The organism is Mycobacterium sp. IS-836 (genome assembly GCF_001954275.1).
In the GTDB taxonomy this organism is placed as follows: domain Bacteria; phylum Actinomycetota; class Actinomycetes; order Mycobacteriales; family Mycobacteriaceae; genus Mycobacterium.
The window spans coordinates 1-19,918 of sequence record NZ_MBEU01000070.1; the positions used below are offsets into that span (position 1 = coordinate 1).

General features: G+C 67.3%; 17 protein-coding genes and 2 pseudogenes. 7 read left to right on the plus strand and 12 right to left on the minus strand.

Annotated features, from left to right (window positions below; genetic code table 11):
• The 3 genes and pseudogenes from A5747_RS25695 to A5747_RS19635 form a co-directional block, all read left to right on the plus strand.
• Positions 1-504 (plus strand): annotated as a pseudogene (locus A5747_RS25695) (ATPase); the annotation flags it as partial.
• A 562-nt stretch (positions 505-1,066) separates the two neighbouring features.
• Positions 1,067-5,662, plus strand: coding sequence for a glutamate synthase large subunit (gene gltB / locus A5747_RS19630; RefSeq protein ID WP_076127347.1), 4,596 nt, complete (start codon positions 1,067-1,069; stop codon positions 5,660-5,662).
• Positions 5,655-7,121 carry a glutamate synthase subunit beta gene (locus A5747_RS19635; protein ID WP_076127349.1) on the plus strand — a complete coding sequence of 489 codons (1,467 nt, stop codon included), beginning with the start codon at positions 5,655-5,657 and terminating at the stop codon, positions 7,119-7,121. The genes gltB and A5747_RS19635 overlap by 8 nt, the downstream gene beginning before the upstream one ends.
• Before the next feature lie 390 nt (positions 7,122-7,511).
• On the opposite strand, the gene A5747_RS19640 is transcribed toward A5747_RS19635, so the two are convergent.
• Positions 7,512-8,363: an LLM class F420-dependent oxidoreductase gene (locus tag A5747_RS19640; protein WP_076127351.1), complete on the minus strand. Its 852-nt coding sequence runs from the start codon at positions 8,361-8,363 to the stop codon at positions 7,512-7,514.
• A gap of 50 nt (positions 8,364-8,413) precedes the next feature.
• Between A5747_RS19640 and A5747_RS19645 the strand changes: the two genes are divergently transcribed.
• Both A5747_RS19645 and A5747_RS19650 read left to right on the plus strand, forming a co-directional pair.
• On the plus strand, positions 8,414-8,845 hold the full coding sequence (locus A5747_RS19645; RefSeq protein ID WP_076127353.1) for a hypothetical protein: 432 nt from the start codon (positions 8,414-8,416) through the stop codon (positions 8,843-8,845).
• Between the two features lie 21 nt (positions 8,846-8,866).
• Positions 8,867-9,876, plus strand: a pseudogene (locus A5747_RS19650) (PHP domain-containing protein).
• On the opposite strand, the gene dinB reads toward A5747_RS19650, so the two are convergent.
• Positions 9,865-11,064 carry a DNA polymerase IV gene (gene dinB / locus A5747_RS19655; RefSeq protein WP_076127355.1) on the minus strand — a complete coding sequence of 400 codons (1,200 nt, stop codon included), beginning with the start codon at positions 11,062-11,064 and terminating at the stop codon, positions 9,865-9,867. The pseudogene A5747_RS19650 and the gene dinB overlap by 12 nt on opposite strands.
• Before the next feature lie 29 nt (positions 11,065-11,093).
• Positions 11,094-11,735 (minus strand): TetR/AcrR family transcriptional regulator, encoded by a 642-nt coding sequence (locus A5747_RS19660; protein WP_076127358.1) that lies wholly within the window; start codon positions 11,733-11,735, stop codon positions 11,094-11,096.
• 76 nt (positions 11,736-11,811) lie between these two features.
• On the opposite strand from A5747_RS19660, the gene A5747_RS19665 reads away from it, so the two are divergent.
• Positions 11,812-13,281: an NAD(P)/FAD-dependent oxidoreductase gene (locus A5747_RS19665; protein ID WP_076127361.1), complete on the plus strand. Its 1,470-nt coding sequence runs from the start codon at positions 11,812-11,814 to the stop codon at positions 13,279-13,281.
• Here A5747_RS19665 and rraA read toward each other — a convergent pair.
• The 9 genes from rraA to A5747_RS25295 all read right to left on the minus strand — a co-directional run bounded on the left by rraA (position 13,278) and on the right by A5747_RS25295 (position 18,816).
• Positions 13,278-13,760: a ribonuclease E activity regulator RraA gene (rraA, locus tag A5747_RS19670; protein ID WP_076127363.1), complete on the minus strand. Its 483-nt coding sequence runs from the start codon at positions 13,758-13,760 to the stop codon at positions 13,278-13,280. The two genes, A5747_RS19665 and rraA, sit on opposite strands and share 4 nt — an antisense overlap.
• Entirely contained in the window at positions 13,757-14,197 is a 441-nt protein-coding gene (locus A5747_RS19675) for a nucleoid-structuring protein H-NS (protein WP_076127365.1), read from the minus strand. The genes rraA and A5747_RS19675 overlap by 4 nt, the downstream gene beginning before the upstream one ends.
• A 75-nt stretch (positions 14,198-14,272) precedes the next feature.
• Positions 14,273-14,782, minus strand: a complete 510-nt coding sequence (locus A5747_RS19680; RefSeq protein ID WP_076127367.1) for a copper resistance CopC family protein — start codon at positions 14,780-14,782, stop codon at positions 14,273-14,275.
• Positions 14,779-15,450: a YcnI family protein gene (locus A5747_RS19685; protein ID WP_076127370.1), complete on the minus strand. Its 672-nt coding sequence runs from the start codon at positions 15,448-15,450 to the stop codon at positions 14,779-14,781. Before A5747_RS19685 ends, A5747_RS19680 begins: the two co-directional genes overlap by 4 nt.
• A 15-nt stretch (positions 15,451-15,465) precedes the next feature.
• Complete coding sequence (locus tag A5747_RS19690) at positions 15,466-16,122, minus strand: DUF6474 family protein (protein ID WP_076127371.1); 657 nt, start codon at positions 16,120-16,122, stop codon at positions 15,466-15,468.
• Between the two features lie 124 nt (positions 16,123-16,246).
• Entirely contained in the window at positions 16,247-16,645 is a 399-nt protein-coding gene (locus A5747_RS19695) for a transcriptional regulator (RefSeq protein ID WP_076064859.1), read from the minus strand.
• A gap of 541 nt (positions 16,646-17,186) precedes the next feature.
• Positions 17,187-17,720 (minus strand): peptidase, encoded by a 534-nt coding sequence (locus tag A5747_RS19700; protein ID WP_076127373.1) that lies wholly within the window; start codon positions 17,718-17,720, stop codon positions 17,187-17,189.
• Positions 17,721-17,869: 149 nt separating this feature from the next.
• Complete coding sequence (locus tag A5747_RS19705; RefSeq protein ID WP_076119341.1) at positions 17,870-18,493, minus strand: superoxide dismutase; 624 nt, start codon at positions 18,491-18,493, stop codon at positions 17,870-17,872.
• A 167-nt stretch (positions 18,494-18,660) separates the two neighbouring features.
• Positions 18,661-18,816: a hypothetical protein gene (locus A5747_RS25295; protein ID WP_175611228.1), complete on the minus strand. Its 156-nt coding sequence runs from the start codon at positions 18,814-18,816 to the stop codon at positions 18,661-18,663.
• 434 nt (positions 18,817-19,250) lie between these two features.
• On the opposite strand from A5747_RS25295, the gene A5747_RS19710 reads away from it, so the two are divergent.
• Positions 19,251-19,918: DUF4328 domain-containing protein (locus A5747_RS19710; protein WP_142245652.1), on the plus strand; the 668-nt coding region annotated here is incomplete at its 3' end.

The window sequence follows — 19,918 nt, forward strand, 5'->3', positions numbered from 1 at the left end:
GCCCCGCAACGATCCGCCCCGCCCCGCCCGCCGGCCCCCCCCCCGCCCCCGCAGCCACCGCCGGCGGCGCCGCCACGCACGCCCGTCGCTGCCCCGCCGCGCGGACAAGTCGCTCCCGCCGCGCCCGCGCGATCCACCTCGCCACCCCAGCAGCCGGCGCCGCCCGCCGCGCCACCCGCTCCGATACCGCCGCGGACGCCCGCAACGGAACTGCCCGACCGCGGTTGGCGACGCGTCCTGCGGCTGATCACCTTCGACCTCATCAAGCTGGGTCCGTCGGCCACGCAGCGCCAAGAGGCTCAGTTCGAGGCAACCATCCGGGCCGGCCTGCACGGCAATTACAAGCTGGGCTGGCCGGGCTGCAGACGGTTGCGCAGAAATTCGTCGCGCTCGTTCATGGGCTCCTCGGGTGCGGCCGTCCCGTCGCCGACCGCCGGGCTTGGGCTACTACCGGACCAGTATCAGTCCAGTATCGCCTCCCGTGCCGGCTTAGATTCCTATTAATATCGTGCAAACTTAGCGCAGCATCGGCGCGGTCGGCAGCGGCGTCCTCCGCCAGCGCCCCGGTGGGGTGACGGGCAAACTCGGCAACATTGCTGCCACGTCTTATCGCGGGCGGTGGCGCAGATACGGCCGTGGTTCGTGGACGGCGCGAACGCGCGAGCGCGTGGCTGGGCGGGCTCGCAGCAAACTAGCGGGGGCGGCCGGGGGCGGCGGGCGGCCTGTCGCGGCGGCACCGCGGTGGCCCAAAGACCGGCGCCAAAACAGCATGTCGAGACCGTGTCGAGAGTCTCCTGCTGCGAATTTACGGTGGCGCTACCTCGCAGGTTAGACTTGGGGAAGTTGGCATGTCAGGCGGTTTTTGTCATATCGTTTTACGACTTGTCGAGACCGGGTACTCGCCACCGTTCAGCGCAGCACGGACGATTCCCTGACCGGAACATATCCGCCTGGGGACAGCCTATCGACAAGACCAAAGGGGTTCAGCCCGCAACCTCCGGGTGCGGCCCCGCCGGAGCCGCAGACAACGGCCGTGCAGGAAGTTCTGGTGAAGGGTCAGGTGCGTATGACGCCCAAGCGCGCAGGGTTGTACAACCCCGCGTTCGAGCACGATTCGTGCGGGGTTGCCATGGTCGTCGACATGCACGGCCGCCGCAGTCGCGACATCGTCGACAAGGCGATCACCGCGCTGCTCAACCTTGAACACCGCGGGGCCCAGGGCGCCGAGCCGCGCAGCGGAGACGGCGCGGGCATCCTGATCCAGGTCCCGGACGCGTTTTTGCGCGAGGTCGTGGACTTCGAGCTGCCGCCCGCCGGCAGCTACGCGACCGGCATCGCGTTTTTGCCGCAGTCGTCGCGGGACGCCGCGGCCGCCTGCGCCGCGGTGGAAAAGATCGCCGAAGCCGAGGGCCTGCAGGTGCTGGGCTGGCGAAATGTGCCGACCGACGACTCGTCGCTGGGCGCGCTGTCCCGCGACGCGATGCCCACGTTCCGGCAGGTGTTCATGGCCGGAGCCTCCGACATGACCCTGGAGCGCCGCGCCTACGTGGTCCGCAAGCGCGCCGAGCACGAACTCGGTACCAAAGGCCCGGGCCAGGACGGACCGGGCCGCGAAACCGTTTACTTCCCCAGCCTGTCGGGCCAGACGCTGGTCTACAAGGGAATGCTGACCACGCCGCAGCTCAAGGCGTTTTACCTTGATCTGCAAGACGATCGGCTGACCAGCGCGCTGGGTATCGTGCATTCGCGGTTCTCGACGAACACGTTTCCGTCGTGGCCGCTGGCCCACCCGTTCCGCCGCATCGCCCACAACGGCGAGATCAACACCGTCACCGGCAACGAGAACTGGATGCGAGCCCGTGAGGCGTTGATGAAGACCGACATCTTCGGGTCGGAAGACGACCTGGAGAAGCTGTTCCCGATCTGCACGCCGGGCGCATCCGACACCGCGCGCTTCGACGAGGCTCTCGAGCTGTTGCACCTGGGTGGCCGCAGCCTGGCCCACGCGGTGCTGATGATGATCCCCGAGGCCTGGGAACGAAACGAAGCGATGGACCCCGCACGGCGGGCGTTCTACCAGTACCACGCGTCGCTGATGGAGCCGTGGGACGGCCCGGCGTCGATGACCTTCACCGACGGTACCGTCGTCGGCGCCGTGCTCGACCGCAACGGCTTGCGTCCGTCGCGGATCTGGGTGACCGACGACGGCCTGGTGGTCATGGCTTCCGAGGCCGGGGTGCTGGACCTGGACCCCTCGACGGTGGTCCGCCGGATGCGGCTGCAGCCGGGCCGGATGTTCTTGGTCGACACCACGCAGGGCCGCATCGTCTCCGACGAGGAGATCAAAGCCGAGCTGGCCGCCGAGCACCCTTACCAGGAGTGGCTCGACAAGGGACTGGTTCCGATCGACAAATTGCCGGCGGGCAAATACGTGCGCATGCCCCACGAGCGACTTGTCCGGCGGCAGCAGACTTTTGGCTACACCTACGAGGAACTCAACCTGTTGGTGGCGCCGATGGTCCGTACCGGCGCCGAGCCGATCGGATCGATGGGCACCGACACTCCGGTCGCCGTGCTGTCGCAGCGCCCCCGGATGCTCTACGACTACTTCCACCAGCTCTTCGCTCAGGTGACCAACCCACCGCTGGACGCCATTCGCGAAGAGGTGGTGACCAGCCTGCAGGGCACCACCGGCGGCGAGCGCGATCTGCTCACACCGACCGAGCACTCCTGTCACCAGATCTCGCTGTCACAGCCGATTCTGCGGAATTTCGAACTGGCCAAGCTGGTCAACCTCGACCCCGAGGACAAGGTCAACGGTCGTCCACACGGCATGCGCTCCAAGGTGATTCGCTGCCGGTACCCGGTCGCCGAGGGCGGCGCCGGGCTGGCGGCCGCGCTCGATGAGGTGCGGGCCCAGGCATCGGCGGCGATCGCCGATGGTGCGCGGGTCATCATCTTGTCCGACCGTGAGTCCGACGAGCAGCTGGCTCCCATTCCGTCGCTGCTCGCAGTGTCGGCGGTGCACCACCACCTGGTGCGCGACCGCACCCGCACCCACGTGGGCCTGGTGGTCGAATCCGGTGACGCCCGCGAGGTCCACCACATGGCGATGCTGATCGCGTTCGGCGCCGCCGCGGTCAACCCGTATCTGGCGTTCGAGTCGATCGAAGACATGATCGATCGCGGCGTGATCGACGGTTCCGGAAACGGCATGGACCGCCACACCGCGCTGAACAACTACGTCAAGGCCGCCGGCAAGGGTGTGCTGAAAGTGATGTCCAAGATGGGCATTTCGACGCTGGCGTCCTACACCGGCGCGCAACTGTTCCAGGCGGTGGGCATCTCCGAGGACGTGCTCGACGAATACTTCACCGGGCTGAGCTGCCCGACCGGCGGCATCACCCTCGACGACATCGCCGCCGACGTCGCCACCCGGCACCGGCTGGCGTACCTGGATCGGCCCGACGAGCGCGCCCACCGCGAGCTCGAGGTCGGCGGCGAGTACCAGTGGCGCCGTGAGGGCGAGTACCACCTGTTCAACCCGGAGACCGTTTTCAAGCTGCAGCACGCCACCCGCACGGGCCAGTACAAGATCTTCAAGGACTACACGCGTCTGGTCGACGACCAGAGCGAGCGGATGGCGTCGTTGCGCGGGTTGCTCAAGTTCCGTGCGGGTGTGCGCCCGCCGGTTCCGCTCGACGAGGTCGAGCCCGCCAGTGAAATCGTGAAGCGCTTCGCCACGGGGGCGATGAGCTACGGATCGATCTCCGCCGAGGCGCACGAGACACTCGCCATCGCGATGAACCGCCTGGGCGGGCGATCCAACAGCGGCGAAGGTGGCGAGGACGTCAAGCGTTTCGATCGCGACCCCAACGGCGATTGGCGGCGCAGCGCGGTCAAGCAGGTCGCCTCGGCCCGGTTCGGCGTCACCTCGCACTACCTGACCAATTGCACCGACATCCAGATCAAGATGGCGCAGGGAGCCAAACCCGGTGAGGGAGGCCAACTTCCGGGGCACAAGGTGTACCCGTGGGTGGCCGAGGTCCGGCACTCCACCCCGGGCGTTGGGCTGATCTCACCGCCGCCGCACCACGACATCTACTCCATCGAAGACTTGGCGCAGCTGATCCACGACCTGAAGAACGCCAACCCGTCCGCCCGGGTGCACGTGAAGCTGGTTTCCGAGAACGGCGTCGGCACCGTGGCCGCGGGTGTATCCAAGGCGCACGCCGACGTGGTGTTGATCTCGGGTCACGACGGCGGTACCGGCGCAACCCCGCTGACGTCGATGAAGCACGCGGGCGCGCCCTGGGAGTTGGGTCTGGCCGAGACGCAGCAGACGTTGCTGCTCAACGGTTTGCGCGACCGGATCGTGGTTCAGGTGGACGGTCAGCTGAAGACCGGCCGCGACGTGATGATCGCCGCACTGCTCGGCGCCGAGGAGTTCGGTTTCTCCACGGCCCCGCTGGTGGTTTCCGGCTGCATCATGATGCGGGTATGCCACCTGGACACCTGCCCGGTCGGGGTGGCCACCCAGAACCCGGTGCTGCGGGAGAGGTTCAACGGCAAGCCCGAGTTCGTCGAGAACTTCTTCATGTTCATCGCGGAGGAAGTCCGGGAGTACATGGCGCAGTTGGGCTTCCGCACCTTCAACGAGGCCGTCGGGCAGGTGGGCTCGCTCGACACCACGCTGGCGCGCGCGCACTGGAAGGCGCACCGGCTGGACCTGACGCCGGTGCTGCACGAGCCGGAATCGGCGTTCATGAACCAGGACCTGTACTGCAGCTCGCGCCAGGATCACGGCCTGGACAAGGCGCTCGATCAGCAGCTGATCGTGATGAGCCGCGAGGCACTGGATTCCGGCAAGCCGGTGCGGTTCTCCACCACCATCGGCAACGTCAACCGCACGGTCGGAACCATGCTCGGCCACGAGCTGACGAAAGCCTATGGCGGGCAAGGCTTGCCGGACGGAACCATCGACATCACCTTCGACGGGTCCGCGGGCAATAGCTTCGGCGCCTTCGTACCCCGAGGAATTACGCTGCGCGTCTACGGCGACGCCAACGACTACGTCGGCAAGGGCCTTTCCGGCGGGCGCATCGTGGTGCGGCCGTCCGACAATGCGCCGCAGGACTACGTCGCCGAGGAAAACATCATCGGCGGCAACGTGATTCTGTTCGGTGCCACCAGCGGGGAAGTCTATTTGCGCGGCGTGGTCGGCGAACGGTTCGCGGTCCGCAACTCCGGCGCCCACGCGGTGGTCGAAGGCGTCGGCGATCACGGTTGCGAGTACATGACTGGAGGCAAGGTGGTCATTCTGGGCCGCACCGGCCGTAACTTCGCGGCCGGTATGTCCGGCGGCGTCGCCTACGTCTACGACCCGGACGGCGAATTGCCGGAGAATCTCAACGCCGAGATGGTCGAGCTCGACAGCCTCGATGAGGACGACGTCGAGTACCTGCACGGCGCGATTCAGGCGCACGTCGACGCCACCGATTCCGCGGTGGGGCAGCGCATCCTGGCCGACTGGGCCGGGCAGCGGCGGCATTTCGCCAAGGTGATGCCGCGGGATTACAAGCGGGTCCTGCAGGCGATCGCCGAGGCCGAGCGTGACGGCGTCGACGTCGACAAGGCGATCATGGCGGCCGCGCATGGCTGATCCGAGCGGCTTCCTGAAATTCACACATCGGGAATTGCCGAAGCGCCGGCCTGTCCCGTTACGGTTGCGGGACTGGGACGAGGTCTACGAAGATTTCGACGAGAACACCCTGCGCCAGCAGGCAACCCGCTGCATGGACTGCGGTATTCCCTTCTGTCACAACGGTTGTCCGCTGGGCAACCTGATCCCGGAATGGAACGACCTGGTGCGCAGGGGCCGCTGGCACGATGCGATCGAGCGGCTGCACGCCACCAACAACTTTCCCGACTTCACCGGCCGGCTGTGTCCGGCACCCTGCGAACCGGCGTGTGTGCTCGGCATCAACCAGGATCCGGTGACCATCAAGCAGATCGAGCTGGAGATCATCGACCGGGCCTTCGAGGAAGGCTTCGTGGTGCCGTTGCCCCCGGACAAGAAGACGGGCAAACGGGTCGCGGTGGTGGGATCGGGCCCGGCGGGGCTGGCCGCCGCCCAGCAGCTGACGCGCGCCGGTCACGGTGTGACGGTCTTCGAGCGGGACGATCGCATCGGTGGGCTACTGCGCTACGGCATTCCCGAATTCAAGATGGAAAAGCGCGTCCTGGACCGGCGGCTGGACCAGATGCGCGCCGAGGGAACCGAATTCAAGGCGGGCGTCAACGTCGGCGTCGATATCACCGCCGAGCAGTTGCTGGCCGATTTCGATGCGGTGGTGCTGGCCGGGGGTGCCACCGCCTGGCGCGATTTGCCCATTCCGGGCCGCGAATTGGACGGCATCCATCAGGCGATGGAGTTCCTGCCCTGGGCCAACCGCGTGCAAGAGGGTGACGACGTCCTCGGGGCGGACGGTGAGCCACCGATCACCGCCAAGGGCAAGAAGGTCATCATCATCGGCGGCGGTGACACCGGGGCCGACTGCCTGGGCACCGTGCACCGACAGGGCGCGGTCGCCGTGCACCAGTTCGAGATCATGCCGCGTCCGCCGGACACGCGTGCCGAGTCGACCCCGTGGCCGACCTACCCGCTGATGTACCGGGTGTCGGCTGCCCACGAAGAGGGCGGCGAGCGGGTCTTCTCGGTCAACACCGAGGAGTTCATCGGCAAGGACGGGCACGTCACCGCGCTCAAGGCGCACGAGGTGACGATGCAGGACGGCAAGTTCGTCAAGGTCGAGGGTTCCGACTTCGAACTCGAGGCCGATTTGGTGCTGCTGGCAATGGGATTCGTCGGCCCGGAGAAGCCGGGCTTGCTCACCGAGCTGGACGTGAAGTTGACCGAGCGCGGCAACGTCGCGCGCGGCGCCGACTTCGACACCTCGGTGCCAGGCGTCTTCGTTGCCGGTGACATGGGTCGCGGCCAGTCGTTGATCGTCTGGGCGATCGCCGAGGGCAGGGCCGCGGCGGCGGGCGTGGACCGGTATTTGATGGGTTCGACGGCGCTGCCGGCACCCATAAAGCCGACGGCCGTGCCGCTTCAGTAAGTCACACCAGCCACAATAGAAACACCAATATCAAATTTCGGCGTTTCTGCCACCGTTTGCCAGACCGCTGTTGTGTAATAGGTCGTTGTGGGCTCTGTCACATGCAAGTCACAGGGGGAGTCCCGTAGAACGGACCGATCGCAGGAGTGATCACTGTGCATATCAACCCGGTACCCAGATCACGGATGGGGCGAATCGCCTGGTCATGGTTTCGTCACCCGATGAAGAGCCGCGAGTTTCCGGCCAAGCAGGAGCGTCTGGTAACCGCTGAAGAGCTGATGGCTTTCGGGGTGTAGCCCATTAGCGCGCGCATCCGCGCGGTGCGCGACACGTTTGCTCAGCGTTACCTTTTCGTTATCTCGCCAACAAGCTCGTCAAATTCTTCGAATATCAGCCATTCCAGAGCCCCGAATCCCGGATCGCCTCCGCTAACGGTTCCAGGACGGCGGGGTCGTGCGGCGGTGAGAGGTACACGATGCCGAGGTCCAGCCCCTCGGCCGCCAGCCCGGCCGCATCCTGGACCACCTGTCCGTAATTGAGGTCGCCTTCCAGGCGCAGGTGAGCCGATAGCGTGATCTCTTTGGGATCGCGTCCGATGTCCGCGCAGTGCGAGAACAGCACGTCGCGCTTGTGCGCGAACAGCTCCGGCGGCCCGCCGACGAAGTTCCAGTGCTGGGCGTAGCGCGCGGTGATCCGCAGCGTGCGCTTTTCCCCGCTGCCGCCGATGCAGATTGGTGGATGCGGGCGCTGCACGCCCTTCGGTTCGTTGCGGGCGCCCTTGAGCTGGTAGTACTTGCCGTCGAAGTCGGTGGTCTCTTCGCTGAGCAGGCTGGTCAGCACCGCACACGCTTCCTCGAACCGGTCGAAACGTTCCCTGATGCTGCCCAGCTCGATGCCGTACGCGCCCGACTCCTCCTCGTTCCAGCCGGCGCCGATCCCGAGCTCGAGTCGTCCGTTGGAAATGATGTCGAGCGCGGCCGCCATGTTGGCCAGCACGGCCGGATGCCGGTAGTGGATGCCGGTCACCAACGTGCCCAGCCGCAGCCGCGAGGTGGCCTGCGCGAGCGCGGTCAGCGTTGTCCAGCCTTCCAGACAGGGTCCGGCGCTGTCGGAAAAGATCGGGTAGAAGTGGTCGAACGTCCAGCCGGACTCGTAGACGTCGATGTCGTCGGCGGCCTGCCAGACGGCGAGCATCTGTGCCCAGGTGGTGTTTTGGGGTGAAGTCTTGAAAGCGAATCGCATGCACCCGACGTTAGTCGGTCTCTATGACGCGCAATTAAACTCGACCGACCATGAACAGCTCCCTCGGATTCGACACCAAGCTCACCCTGCTGGCCGCCGGACTGATCTTTCTGCTGGCGCTGGTGCTCGGCGTCTGGAAGTACCGGCAGATCATGGTCGCCGAGGACCACCGCGCGCATCCCTACGTCGACATCGCGCACCGCGCGGCGTTGCTGTACTCGTTCGCGACGCTGCTGATCGCGGTGTTCGTCGAATTCAGCGCGTGGCCGGCCTGGGTCAACCTGACCGCGGCGATGGTCGCCGTGTTCTTCTTCGTCGCGGCGATCGCCAGCTACATCGGCCACGGCGTGCGCCGCGACACCACCAACCAGTTCGAGAGGCCCGACCGCGGCCTTCGGGCGATGATGATGCTGCTGATCGCCGGTGAGATCGGCGGCTTCGGCGTGATTCTCGCCGGATTCATCGTCGGGCAACTGCTGTAGCCGAGCGGGCACACTGGAGCCATGGATCCGGTAACCGCGCTGCGGCAGATCGCCTACTACAAGGACCGCAGCCGCCAGGACCCGAAACGGGTCATGGCGTATCGAAGAGCCGCCGACATCATCGAGGGCCTCGACGACGCCGCGCGGGAACGCCACGGGCAGGCCGACAGCTGGCAGTCGCTGCCGGGCATCGGGCCCAAGACCGCCAAGGTGATCTCCCAGGCCTGGTCCGGCCGTGAACCCGACGCCCTGGTCGAATTACGCTCCGCCGCAACCGATCTCGGCGGCGGCGAGGTGCGGGCCGCGCTGCGCGGGGACTTACACCTGCATTCGAACTGGTCCGACGGCTCGGCGCCGATCGACGAAATGATGGCCACCGCGGCGGAGCTGGGCCACGAGTATTGCGCGTTGACCGACCACTCGCCACGCCTGACGATCGCCAACGGGCTCTCGCCCGAGCGGCTGCGTAAGCAGCTCGACGTGATCGACGGGCTGCGCGACAAGTTCGCGCGATGCGCATCCTGACCGGAATCGAGGTGGACATCCTCGACGACGGCAGTCTGGACCAGGAGCCCGAGCTGCTCGAGCGCCTCGATGTGGTTGTGGCCAGCGTGCATTCGAAGCTGTCGATGGACGCGGACGCGATGACGCGGCGGATGGTGCGCGCCGTGTCCAACGGCCACGCCGACGTGCTCGGCCACTGCACCGGCCGGCTCGTCGCCGGGAACCGCGGCATCAGACCCGAATCGAAATTCGACGCCGAGGCAGTGTTCACCGCCTGCCGCGAGCACGGCACCGCGGTGGAGATCAACTCCCGTCCCGAACGCCGCGATCCGCCCAGCCGCCTGCTGAACCTGGCGCTGGAAATCGGCTGCGTGTTCAGCATCGACACCGACGCGCACGCCCCCGGCCAGCTCGATTTCCTCGGCTACGGTGCCCAGCGCGCGCTGGACGCCGGGGTTCCGGTGGAGCGGATCGTCAACACCTGGCCGGCCGAAAAGCTGCTGGAGTGGACCGCCTCAGTCGGGTAAGTGCGGCATCTCCCAGCCGGGGTCGCGGCCGACCAGCACCCCACGGGTGAGCGCGGACTTGCCGTAGCGCCGCCGCACCCGGTCGACCGCCTCGTCGACGTTTTCCAGTGCCGGTGCTCCCTCGAACGGCAGCATCAGCTGCTGAGCGCCGGTGCGGTCGATTCCCGACACCGTGAACCCCACGAGGGTCAACCCGCGCTGCGCGATCAGCGGCGCCGCCGACGCGAGCAGCTGCCGAGCGGCGGCAAGGATGGGCTGCGTCGACGACGTGGCCCACGGCAGCGTGTGCGACCGGGTCGCCCGGCCGAAGTCGTCGAACCGCAGCCGCAGCACCACCGTGCGACCGGTGCGCCCGGCGGCGCGCATCCGCCCGGTGATCCGGTCGATCAGGTTGACCACCACCGCGTCGACCTCGGCGGGCGACATGCGGTTGCCGGCCGCGCCCAGCGCCCGCTGGGCGCCCACCGACCTGCGGCGCACGCCGGTGGTCACCCGCCGGCGGTCGATGTTGCGGGACAGCGCATACAGCTGGCGGCCCATCGCGGCGCCGAGCAACGACGCCAGCGTCGACTCGCTGAGCTCCGCGACGTCGGCGACGGTCTCGATGCCGTGGGTCTGCAGCTTGTCGGCGGTCACCGCGCCCACTCCCCACAACCGGCGCACCGGCAACGGGCGCAGGAACGCCAGCTCCCGATCGGGCGGCACCAACAGCAGCCCGTCGGGCTTGGCTTCCTGGCTGGCGACCTTGGCCAGAAATTTGGTCCGCGCGACCCCGACGGTGATGGGCAGCCCGACGCGGTCGCGGACGTCGGCGCGCAGCCGTTCCGCGATCTGGACCGGGGTTCCAGACACCCGCCGCAGGCCGCCGACGTCGAGGAAGGCCTCGTCCACCGACAGCGCCTCCACGATCGGAGTGACATCGTGGAACACCTCGAAGACCGCGTCGCTGGCGCGGCTGTAGGCGGTCATCCGGGGCGACACGACGACGGCGTGCGGGCACAGCCGCCGCGCGTGTCGTCCGCCCATCGCGGTGCGCACGCCGTAGGCCTTGGCCTCGTAGCTGGCCGCCAGCACCACGCCGCCGCCCACGATCACCGGGCGGCCACGCAGGGACGGGTCGTCTCGCTGCTCTACCGAGGCGTAGAACGAATCGAGATCCGCGTGCAGGATGGACGCCTCACACCGCACGAACGTATGTTCGCACGGGGCTACGACAGCTAGCCGGGTTCGCCGTAGATGCTGCTGACCCAGATATGGGTGAGGGTGTCGACGACCCGGTCCGGATGGACCGCCGGCGTCTGGGCGGACAGGGCGGCCATCATGGTGCGCTCGTTCATCTGGTTCAGCGAGGTGGCCAGGTCTGCGGCCGAAACCGTCTCGGGCGCGGCGCCACGCGCCCGCTCGGCGGTGATCATGGTGGCCGTCTGGTCGATCCATTTCTGCATGAACCCCGACCACACCGCCCGCAGTTCGGTACTGGTGGCCAGGGCCTCCGTCGCGGCTCGGGCCAGCCTGCGGTGCGTCGCGAACGCGGTGTAAAACGCCTTGATGCCGTTGCGCCACACCCGGCGCGGGTCCGCGGGTAAGCGCTGCACCGCCCCGTCGAACTCCGAGTCGGCACTCGCGATCACCGGTTCGAGCAGCGACAGCAACACCGCCTCTTTGGACTTGAAATAGAAGTAGAAGGTGGGTCGCGACAGCCCGGCGCCCTTGGCCAGGTCGTCGACCGAGATATCCGCGAACGAGCGCTCTTCGAGCAGCCGCTCGGCGGTGGCAAGGATCGCCTGCTCGCGGTCGTCGCCCGAAGGCCGCGGGGAACGGCGGCCGCGCAGGGCGCGAGTCTGGCTGGCGGTGGTCACGGCCGCTACTTTACACGGTGTTGAGCTTTTCGACAGAGTGTTGACTCACTCGACGTGGCGTTGATAGCGTGGCGACATGACTGAGCACCTCGACGTCGTCATCGTGGGCGCCGGAATCTCCGGCGTGAGTGCGGCCTGGCACCTGCAGGACCGCTGCCCGACCAAGAGCTACGCCATCCTGGAAAAGCGGGCGGCCATGGGCGGCACATGGGACCTGTTCCGCTACCCGGGAATTCGTTCCGACTCGGATATGTACACGCTGGGTTTCCGGTTTCGGCCGTGGACCGAGCGCCAGGCGATCGCCGACGGCAAACCGATCCTCGACTACGTCAAGGGCACCGCGGCGATGTACGGCATCGACAAGCACATCAGGCTCAACCACAAGGTGATCAGCGCCGATTGGTCCAGTACCGAGAACCGCTGGACCCTCCAGATCGACAGCGACGGCGCGCCAAAGGCCATCACGTGCACGTTCCTGTTCCTGTGCAGCGGCTACTACAACTACGAGCAGGGCTACGCGCCGAGGTTTGAGGGCGCGGAAGACTTCACCGGACCGATCATCCACCCGCAGCACTGGCCCGAGGACCTCGACTACGCCGGCAAGAACATCGTCGTCATCGGCAGTGGCGCCACCGCGGTCACCCTGATTCCCGCGCTGGCGGAGTCGGGCGCCAAGCACGTCACGATGCTGCAGCGGTCCCCGACCTACATCGTCTCCCAGCCCAAGCGGGACAAGTTGGCCGAACGGCTCAACCACCTGCTGCCCGCGAAGCAGGCGTACACCGCGGTTCGCTGGAGGAACGTGCTGCGTCAGGCGGCGCTGTATGCGGCCTGTCAGAAATGGCCGCAGCGGATGCGAAAGATCCTCCTCGGCTTCGTGCAGCGCCAGCTCCCCGCGGGCTACGACGTGGAAAAGCACTTCGGCCCCAACTACAACCCCTGGGACCAGCGGCTATGCCTGGTGCCCAGCGGCGACTTGTTCCGCACCATCCGCAACGGGCAGGCCGAAGTCGTCACCGACACCATCGACCGGTTCACCGCCACCGGCATCCGGCTCGACTCCGGTCGCGAACTGCCCGCCGACATCATCATCACCGCAACGGGTTTGAACCTGCAGCTGTTCGGCGGCGCCACGGTATCCGTCGACGGCGAGCCCGTGGACCTCACCAAAGCCATGGCCTACAAGGGCATGATGCTGTCCGGCCTGCCCAACATGATCTACACCGTGGGATACACCAACGCGTCGTGGACGCTGAAGGCCGACCTGGTCTCGGAATTCGCCTGCCGGCTGCTGAACCACATGGACGCCAACGGTTTTGAGACCGTGGTGGTCGAGCATCCCGGCTCCGACGTGGAGGAGCGCCCGTTCATGGAGTTCACCCCGGGCTACGTGCTGCGGTCACTGGACGAGCTGCCCAAGCAAGGCTCGCGCACCCCGTGGCGGCTGAACCAGAATTATGTGCGCGACATCCAGCTCATCCGGCGCGGCAAGATCGCCGACGAGGGGCTGCGGTTCGCGAAAAAGACCGCCGCAGTGGCGGTTTAGTGATCTGACGTGACGACGATACCGTCGTCGTCGCTGTAGGCGGTGTCACCCGGCACGAAGGTCACCCCGCCCAGACTGACCTCGACGTCGCGCTCGCCGGCACCGGTCTTGGTGCTCTTGCGGGGATTGGTGCCCAGCGCCTTGATGCCGATGTCGATACCCCGCAATGTCGCGGCGTCGCGCACCGCCCCGTTGATGACCAGCCCGGCCCATCCGTTGGACCGCGCCAATTCGGCGATGACGTCGCCGACCAGCGCGGAGTGCAGGGAACCTGCGCCGTCGATCACCAGCACGCCGCCCGCACTCGGCTGCGAGAGAACCGATTTCAGCAGCGCATTGTCTTCGAAACACCGCACGGTGCTGATCGGCCCCGCGAACTGTGCGCGCCCGCCGAACTGACGGAACTGGACGTCGCAGCTGCGAACGTCGGGGCCGATGCTGTCGACGAGGTCGGCAGTGGGCCGAAATGACGCGGTCAACGGCGGCGCAATTGCCGGATCAGCACGATGGCCAGGAGGCTGACCGCGAGGGCCACCAACAGCGGCACCGGCAACTGGCTCGGCGCCGGCGCCGGCACATCGGTGGGCAGTGGGTTGTTGGCGTCATCTACCGTCGACTTCGCCTGTGCCGCGGCGTCTTTCGCGGCGGCAGCAAGCTGGCCGTTGGTTTCGACACGCCGCTGCGCGTCGGCGGCCTGCGCGGCAGGCTGCGGCGGTGTGGGTTCGGGGCTTTTGGCGGGTGCTTTTTTGGCGGGCGCCTTCTTGGCCGCCGCTTTCTTCGCGGGAGCCTTTTTCGCTGGTGCTTTTTTGGCGGGCGCTTTTGCGGCCTTCTTGACCGCCTTGGCGGGCGGCTTCTTCTCCGGCGGTGTCGGTGCGCCGTTGGATTCGCTGTTGGGTTGGTCCTCGGGGTCTGCCATGCGGCCGCTCCTTTGCAGCTTTCTCTCGCCTTGTCTAGCGCACCGGGTTGTCGCGTCCCATCATGCCAGGGCCGATCACGGCCTGTGCCGCAGCGCCCATAGGCCGCCCGCGGCGACAAGCGCCACCGCCACCACCACGAACGGCCAGACGGGGATTCCGCCGCCGGCGTGGGGGGCGGCGGCGGGCCCAGGCGTGCCGGTGCCCGGGACAGTCAGGCGAAACGACCAGGATCCCGACACCACGTGGCCATCGGCGGACGTCACCCGGTAATTCACCGTGTAGGTGCCGGCCGGCCCGAGCGGGCGCAGGCCGATACCGACGACCGCGCCCTGGACCGTCGGCTCTCCGGTGGACCACACGTTGCCGTCCGGCCCGACGACCGTCATGGCCGCGAATGTGGTCTGCAATCGCTCGTTGAAGGTCGCGCTCACCCGGTCGGGGCCGGTTGTCAGGACGGCATTGTCCGCGGGCTCGGCGGACACGCGCGCGGCATGCGCGAACGCCGCCTGCGCCGTGAAGGTCGCGGTCAACGCCATGGCGGCCAACAGCAGACCCGCCCACGCGATGACCACCCCGCGCCTCATGTTCGTCGACGCACCAGCACAAGGCAGATGGCTAACGCGCCGACGACCAGGGCCGCCCCGCCGAGCAGGCGGGCGGTGTTGTCGGGCGATTGCGACTGCGTGGGTGCGCCCGCATGGTCGGCCGGTGCCAACGGGTGGTGTTGGTGCGGTGCCACCGGTCCCGCGGCGAGGGTCAGCATGGGCACCGGATGTTCGGGCTCACCGCCGCCGGGCAGCGACGGCTGGTCCCACTTGACAATCGTGCCGTCGGAATACGTCTGCGTCGCCGGGAAGCTGACGGTGTCGGCGTCGGGTAGTTGCACTGATATCCGAAACAGCGCGAACTCATCGACTCCGATCCCGCCGTTGGGTGCGGCCGTCCACGTCACCGAGCGGACGCTGCCCGACGACGCGTCGCGGTCCAGCTTGGCCGTCCAGCCGGGCATGGTTTCGGTGCGTGCGGCCGCCACGTCGGGAAGCGTGACGGTCAGCGCAGTGGTCGCGGCGCCCTTGTCGGATTCGTTGGGTACCTGAAAGGTGACGATGGCCGTCGCGCCGCGCACCGCGTTGTCGGCGCTGGCGTGAACGTGCGCCCAGGCGGGCGCGGTCGCGGCCGCCGAGCCCACATACAGCACCGCGGCGGCGCCGACCGCGATCAGGACGCGCGAAATCCACCCGCCAAATGTCATGTCCGGCAGTCGCTTTCAGGTCAACCCGAGCCGGGCCATCAGGTCCGCCTCGATGCCGTCGAGTTGCGACGAAATCGCGCCGTGGGCCGTGCGGCGTCGCGCGGCGGGCATGTTTTCCGCGGCGGTGACGGCCGCCGAAAGGTCGCTGAGCCGTTCGCTGATGGCGGCGGCGAACTGCTTGGTCTCGGCGTCCTTGGGCTTCTTGTCCTGCACCATCCGCAGTGATTTCTCGGACCCGGCGATCCGTGCCGACAGCTCGGCGCCCTGGCCGGAGAACTGGCCGATCTGGGCCAACGGAACCCCGAGCCGATCCGCACGGCGCTGGTCGAGCATCGCGCGGGCGGCCACGGCGGCCCGGTAGATCAGCGGGGTGAGGATCGGGGCCAGCAATCGGGATACCGTCAGCAGCCGGCGGATGCGAGTCGGGGAGAGCAGCTTGCCTTCCCGCGCCGCCTTGAGTTCGGCCTCGGCGACTTTCAGCGCCGCGCGGTCGCTGTCGCGCTGGGATTTGATCTGGGCCCGCAGGGCCTTTTCCGCCGCCCGCCGATCGCCCTTGATGCGGCGAACCTCGTTCTTGGCAGCCAGCTTGGCCTCGAGCCTGGCGCGGGCCTTGATCGCGCGGGCCTCGGCGCGACGTGTCGCGCGACTTTTTCGCTTGCGGAACAGGGCCATTCCCGGCCGCCTCCCGGTATCTCGTGGACTGTCGCTCTCGCGTGTACGCGATCCGTGAGCCAACCCTAATGGGGATGGGAGGGCGGCGGCCCTTCAGGTCGGGCCGCGCTGCCGTCAAGTGCGCTTACGCGCCGAGCTGCTCCTTGCGGCGCAGCTCGTTGACCCGCTCGAGGATGTCCTGCTGGGCCTCGGGAGACAATTCGGCGGCACCCAACGCGATGCGGCGCACGCCGTCGTCGCGCATCGTGGCAAGCCACGACAATTCCTTGTCGAGCTTTTCGTAGTACTCGTCGTCAGTGAAGTACGCCGGCTTGATGCGGAAGAAGTTGGCCAAGGCGGCCATGGTCGCTGTGGACGGGTTCGTCCGGTTGCCGGAGCGTAGCTGCGACAGGTAGGGAGCCGACATTGTGATGCCCTCCGCCTTGAGCGCCGCGATCACCTCCGCGGAGGTGTGCGGCCCGCGTCCCGGTGGATAAACCGTGTCGAACAGGCGGTTCAGGCGGGCGGCGAACGTCGTGCTCATCGATAAGACCCCCACTGTGCTGTAGAAGTGAACTGTTACCTATGCATATTTGCTCATGGTAGCGAGCGTTTAAGTCCGCGACCAAGTGCAAACCCGAGCGGTTTTGGTACCGGCGTTGCTGGAGCCGGCCAATTCCTCACTCGACGAGCGTCTAACTAATTCACTGAAGTGTCCACAAAATATCCGAAACTCACAGGTTATACGCAGAGTGAGGTTTGGGCGCCACGGTGGCGGACGGCCGGTTCGCGCCACGGCGCGCCGATTGGACGCATCGCTGGCCGATCGCACCCGAACCACCAGGCAACTCGCGGTCATCGAGAGGCGCATTTGCTGTCGGGTTTGCAAAGCGGGGAAGAAACGAACCGTAGGTACACCGGTGCGGCCCACGCACATACCTCTGGCGGGTGGTCGCCGCATCCGGCGGGGTCAGCGGGCGGCGCCGCCGGCGCCCAGGCGCCGGGTGAACTCGCGGCGATCGAAACCTCCGTTCGCCGCCGCGTCGCGGAGTTTGCGCGACCGCGGTCGCCCCGGTAGCCGCCGCCTATGCGGCGAGCAGCATCGCCAGGATCGCGGTGTCGGGATGGCTGATGGGATCGACGCCGACGCGACTGACCATGGATGTGATGGTGCCGTCGGCTTCGGCTTCCACCCAGGCCGCGCGGTGCTCCAGCCCCAGATAGGGCAATCCGGGCAGCAGCACACAGCCCGAGGCGGCCCCCGTGCATTCCGGCAACGAGGGCATGGTCTCCGAGGGTGGATGCAGCATCAGCAGCGCGGGCGGCTGATGGTCACCGAAATACCCTGGCTGGATTGCTGATTCACCGAAGACGGTGCCCTCGGCCAGTACCAGGCCGACGGTGCCCGGCTCGGGTTCGTCGGGCAGCTCCTCGCGGGCGCCGAACACCGTTGTGGTGGAGAGCAATCCGGGCAACGAGGCGACGCGGACCGCAACCATCAAAAGCTGGGCCCACTCTTTCGTCGAATCGGGCCAGCGTCCGGAGATGACGAACCCTTTCAGGGCACCACGAGAGTGGAAGGGGGCGACCCCTATCGGTCCACCTGAGCCAGTGTCCACCTCGACCTCCGCGCGACGACTTCGCCTAACCACGCTGGTAGCTCGAATAATTAAGAATGCCCGCGGTTCAGGCGCGTTGCAACTCGACACGACGTAAAGGCAAGGGCGCCACGCGATCCGCGTGACGCCCCAGCGCTGAAGAAATGGTTTTAGCCGAAAATCAGGCCTTTGGTCTTGGTGGTTGCCGCCTTGTAGCGGTCCTGCACGTCGGCCCAGTTGACCACATTCCAGAACGCCTTGACGTAGTCGGCCTTGACGTTCTTGTACTGCAAGTAGAAGGCGTGCTCCCACATGTCGACCTGCAGCAAGGGGATGATGCCGAGCGGCACGTTGGCCTGCTGGTCGTACAGCTGGAAGGTCAGCAACTTGTCGCCGAGTGAGTCGTAGCCGAGTACGGCCCAGCCCGACCCCTGCAAGCCGTTGGCGGCCGCGCTGAACTGAGCGCGGAATTTGTCGAACGAGCCGAACGCGTCGTCGATGGCGGCGGCGAGGTCACCGGTTGGCTTGTCACCACCGTTGGGCGACAGGTTCTTCCACCAGATCGAGTGGTTGACGTGGCCCCCGAGGTGAAAGGCCAGGTTCTTCTCGTTCAGGAAGATCGCGGCGTGATCGTCGTTGGCGCGCGCCTCCTCGAGTTTGGCGATGGCGTCGTTCACGCCCTTGACGTAGGTGGCGTGGTGCTTGCTGTGGTGGATCTCGTTGATCTGCCCGGAGATGTGCGGTTCCAGCGCTGCGTAGTCCCAGTCCAAGTCGGGCAGGGTGTATTCAGCCACGGCATTCCTTTCCTCGATGATCGTTGGTGATCGTCTCTTGACGGACGCGGGGTTCGGGACGCGACGGCCTGGCCCCCGGCTTCACAAGTCAACCCTGCTCCATCACCGCGCGCGCCGCAAGAATGACCGCTAGGAGGCGGTAGCCCGGAAACCCGAACGGCGAAACGTCAAGCCAGGACGATGATGACAAGAACCGCGAGCAATGCCAGCGCGATCAGGCCGGCGCGCAGCGCGGCGACGCTGTAACTGTGGTTGCAGGCGGGCGAGCCGGAGTACGAGTTCGAGGGGGCCGGGGAACCCGGGCCGAACGAATGCGTGGCCATCATGCGCCTTTCACCAGCACGTCCACCGCACCGCAGTGAGGTGGGTCACAACGACTTTTTCGTGATGGCGATCATAACCCGTCGGGCGAGGCATGGAAAAACATCCCTGCTACGGGCAGCTGACCTGCGGATTCGTCGTGACGGGCGGCGGAAAAGACGCCGGCCTGGCGCGGAAGCGCCGCCCCGCGCGTACGCGCCGCGCGGGTGCTTAGCAGGCCAATCCATTTCGCTCGGCCACCGTGTGGGGCTGTCGATGACGCGCCCCGAACGGCCGGTCGTTATCCACAGTTGTGGCCCGGCCCGGCGGATCGCGGCCTGTACCACGGGTAAACACCGAGCCGGCGGTTGTGGATAAGCCTGTGGAAACTGTGGATAGCCATGGGTAACTGTTCACGTTGCGGAGGGGTTGCGAGCTGCCGGGCTAGGCTGGTCCGGTGATCCAGGTGTGCTCCCAGTGCGGCACGCGGTGGAACGTGCGCGATCGGCGGCGCGAGTGGTGCCCCCGCTGTCGCGGCGCCCTGATGGCGCCGCTGGCGGACCCGCCCGATCCACGGTGGGGCCCGGGTGGTGGCCCGGCCGCACCGGCGCAATCCACCCGCTGGCGCACCCCGCCGCGGCTGCCGCCTGGCTTCCGTTGGATAGCGGTCCGCCCCGGCGCCGCGCCCCCCATGCGACGCGCACGACGGTCCCTCGGGCCGACCCCGCGCTATGCTGTGATCCCGCGCTGGGGTCTGGCCGACCGCGTCGAGCAAGCCCCGGTGCCGGTCGAAAAGCCAACGCAGACAGGGCCATCCGCCGCGGCGGTGCGCAGCAGCGTTTTCGTTGGCGTGTTGGTGCTGAGCATCGCGGCCCTGGTGTACGTCGTGCGGTACGTGCTGCTGGTGGTCAACCGGAACACGTTGTTGAACTCCGTAGTGGCCATCGCCGCGGACTGGCTCGGGATCCTGGCCAGCGTGGCGGCGCTCGCGGCGGTGATCACGTCCGGGGTGATGTTGATCCGCTGGTTGATCGCGAGGCGGGCCGCGGTGTTCTCGCACCAGGGGCTGCCGGAGCCTCGCTCGGTCCGCGCGCTGTGGGCCGGCTGCGTAGTGCCGCTGGCGAA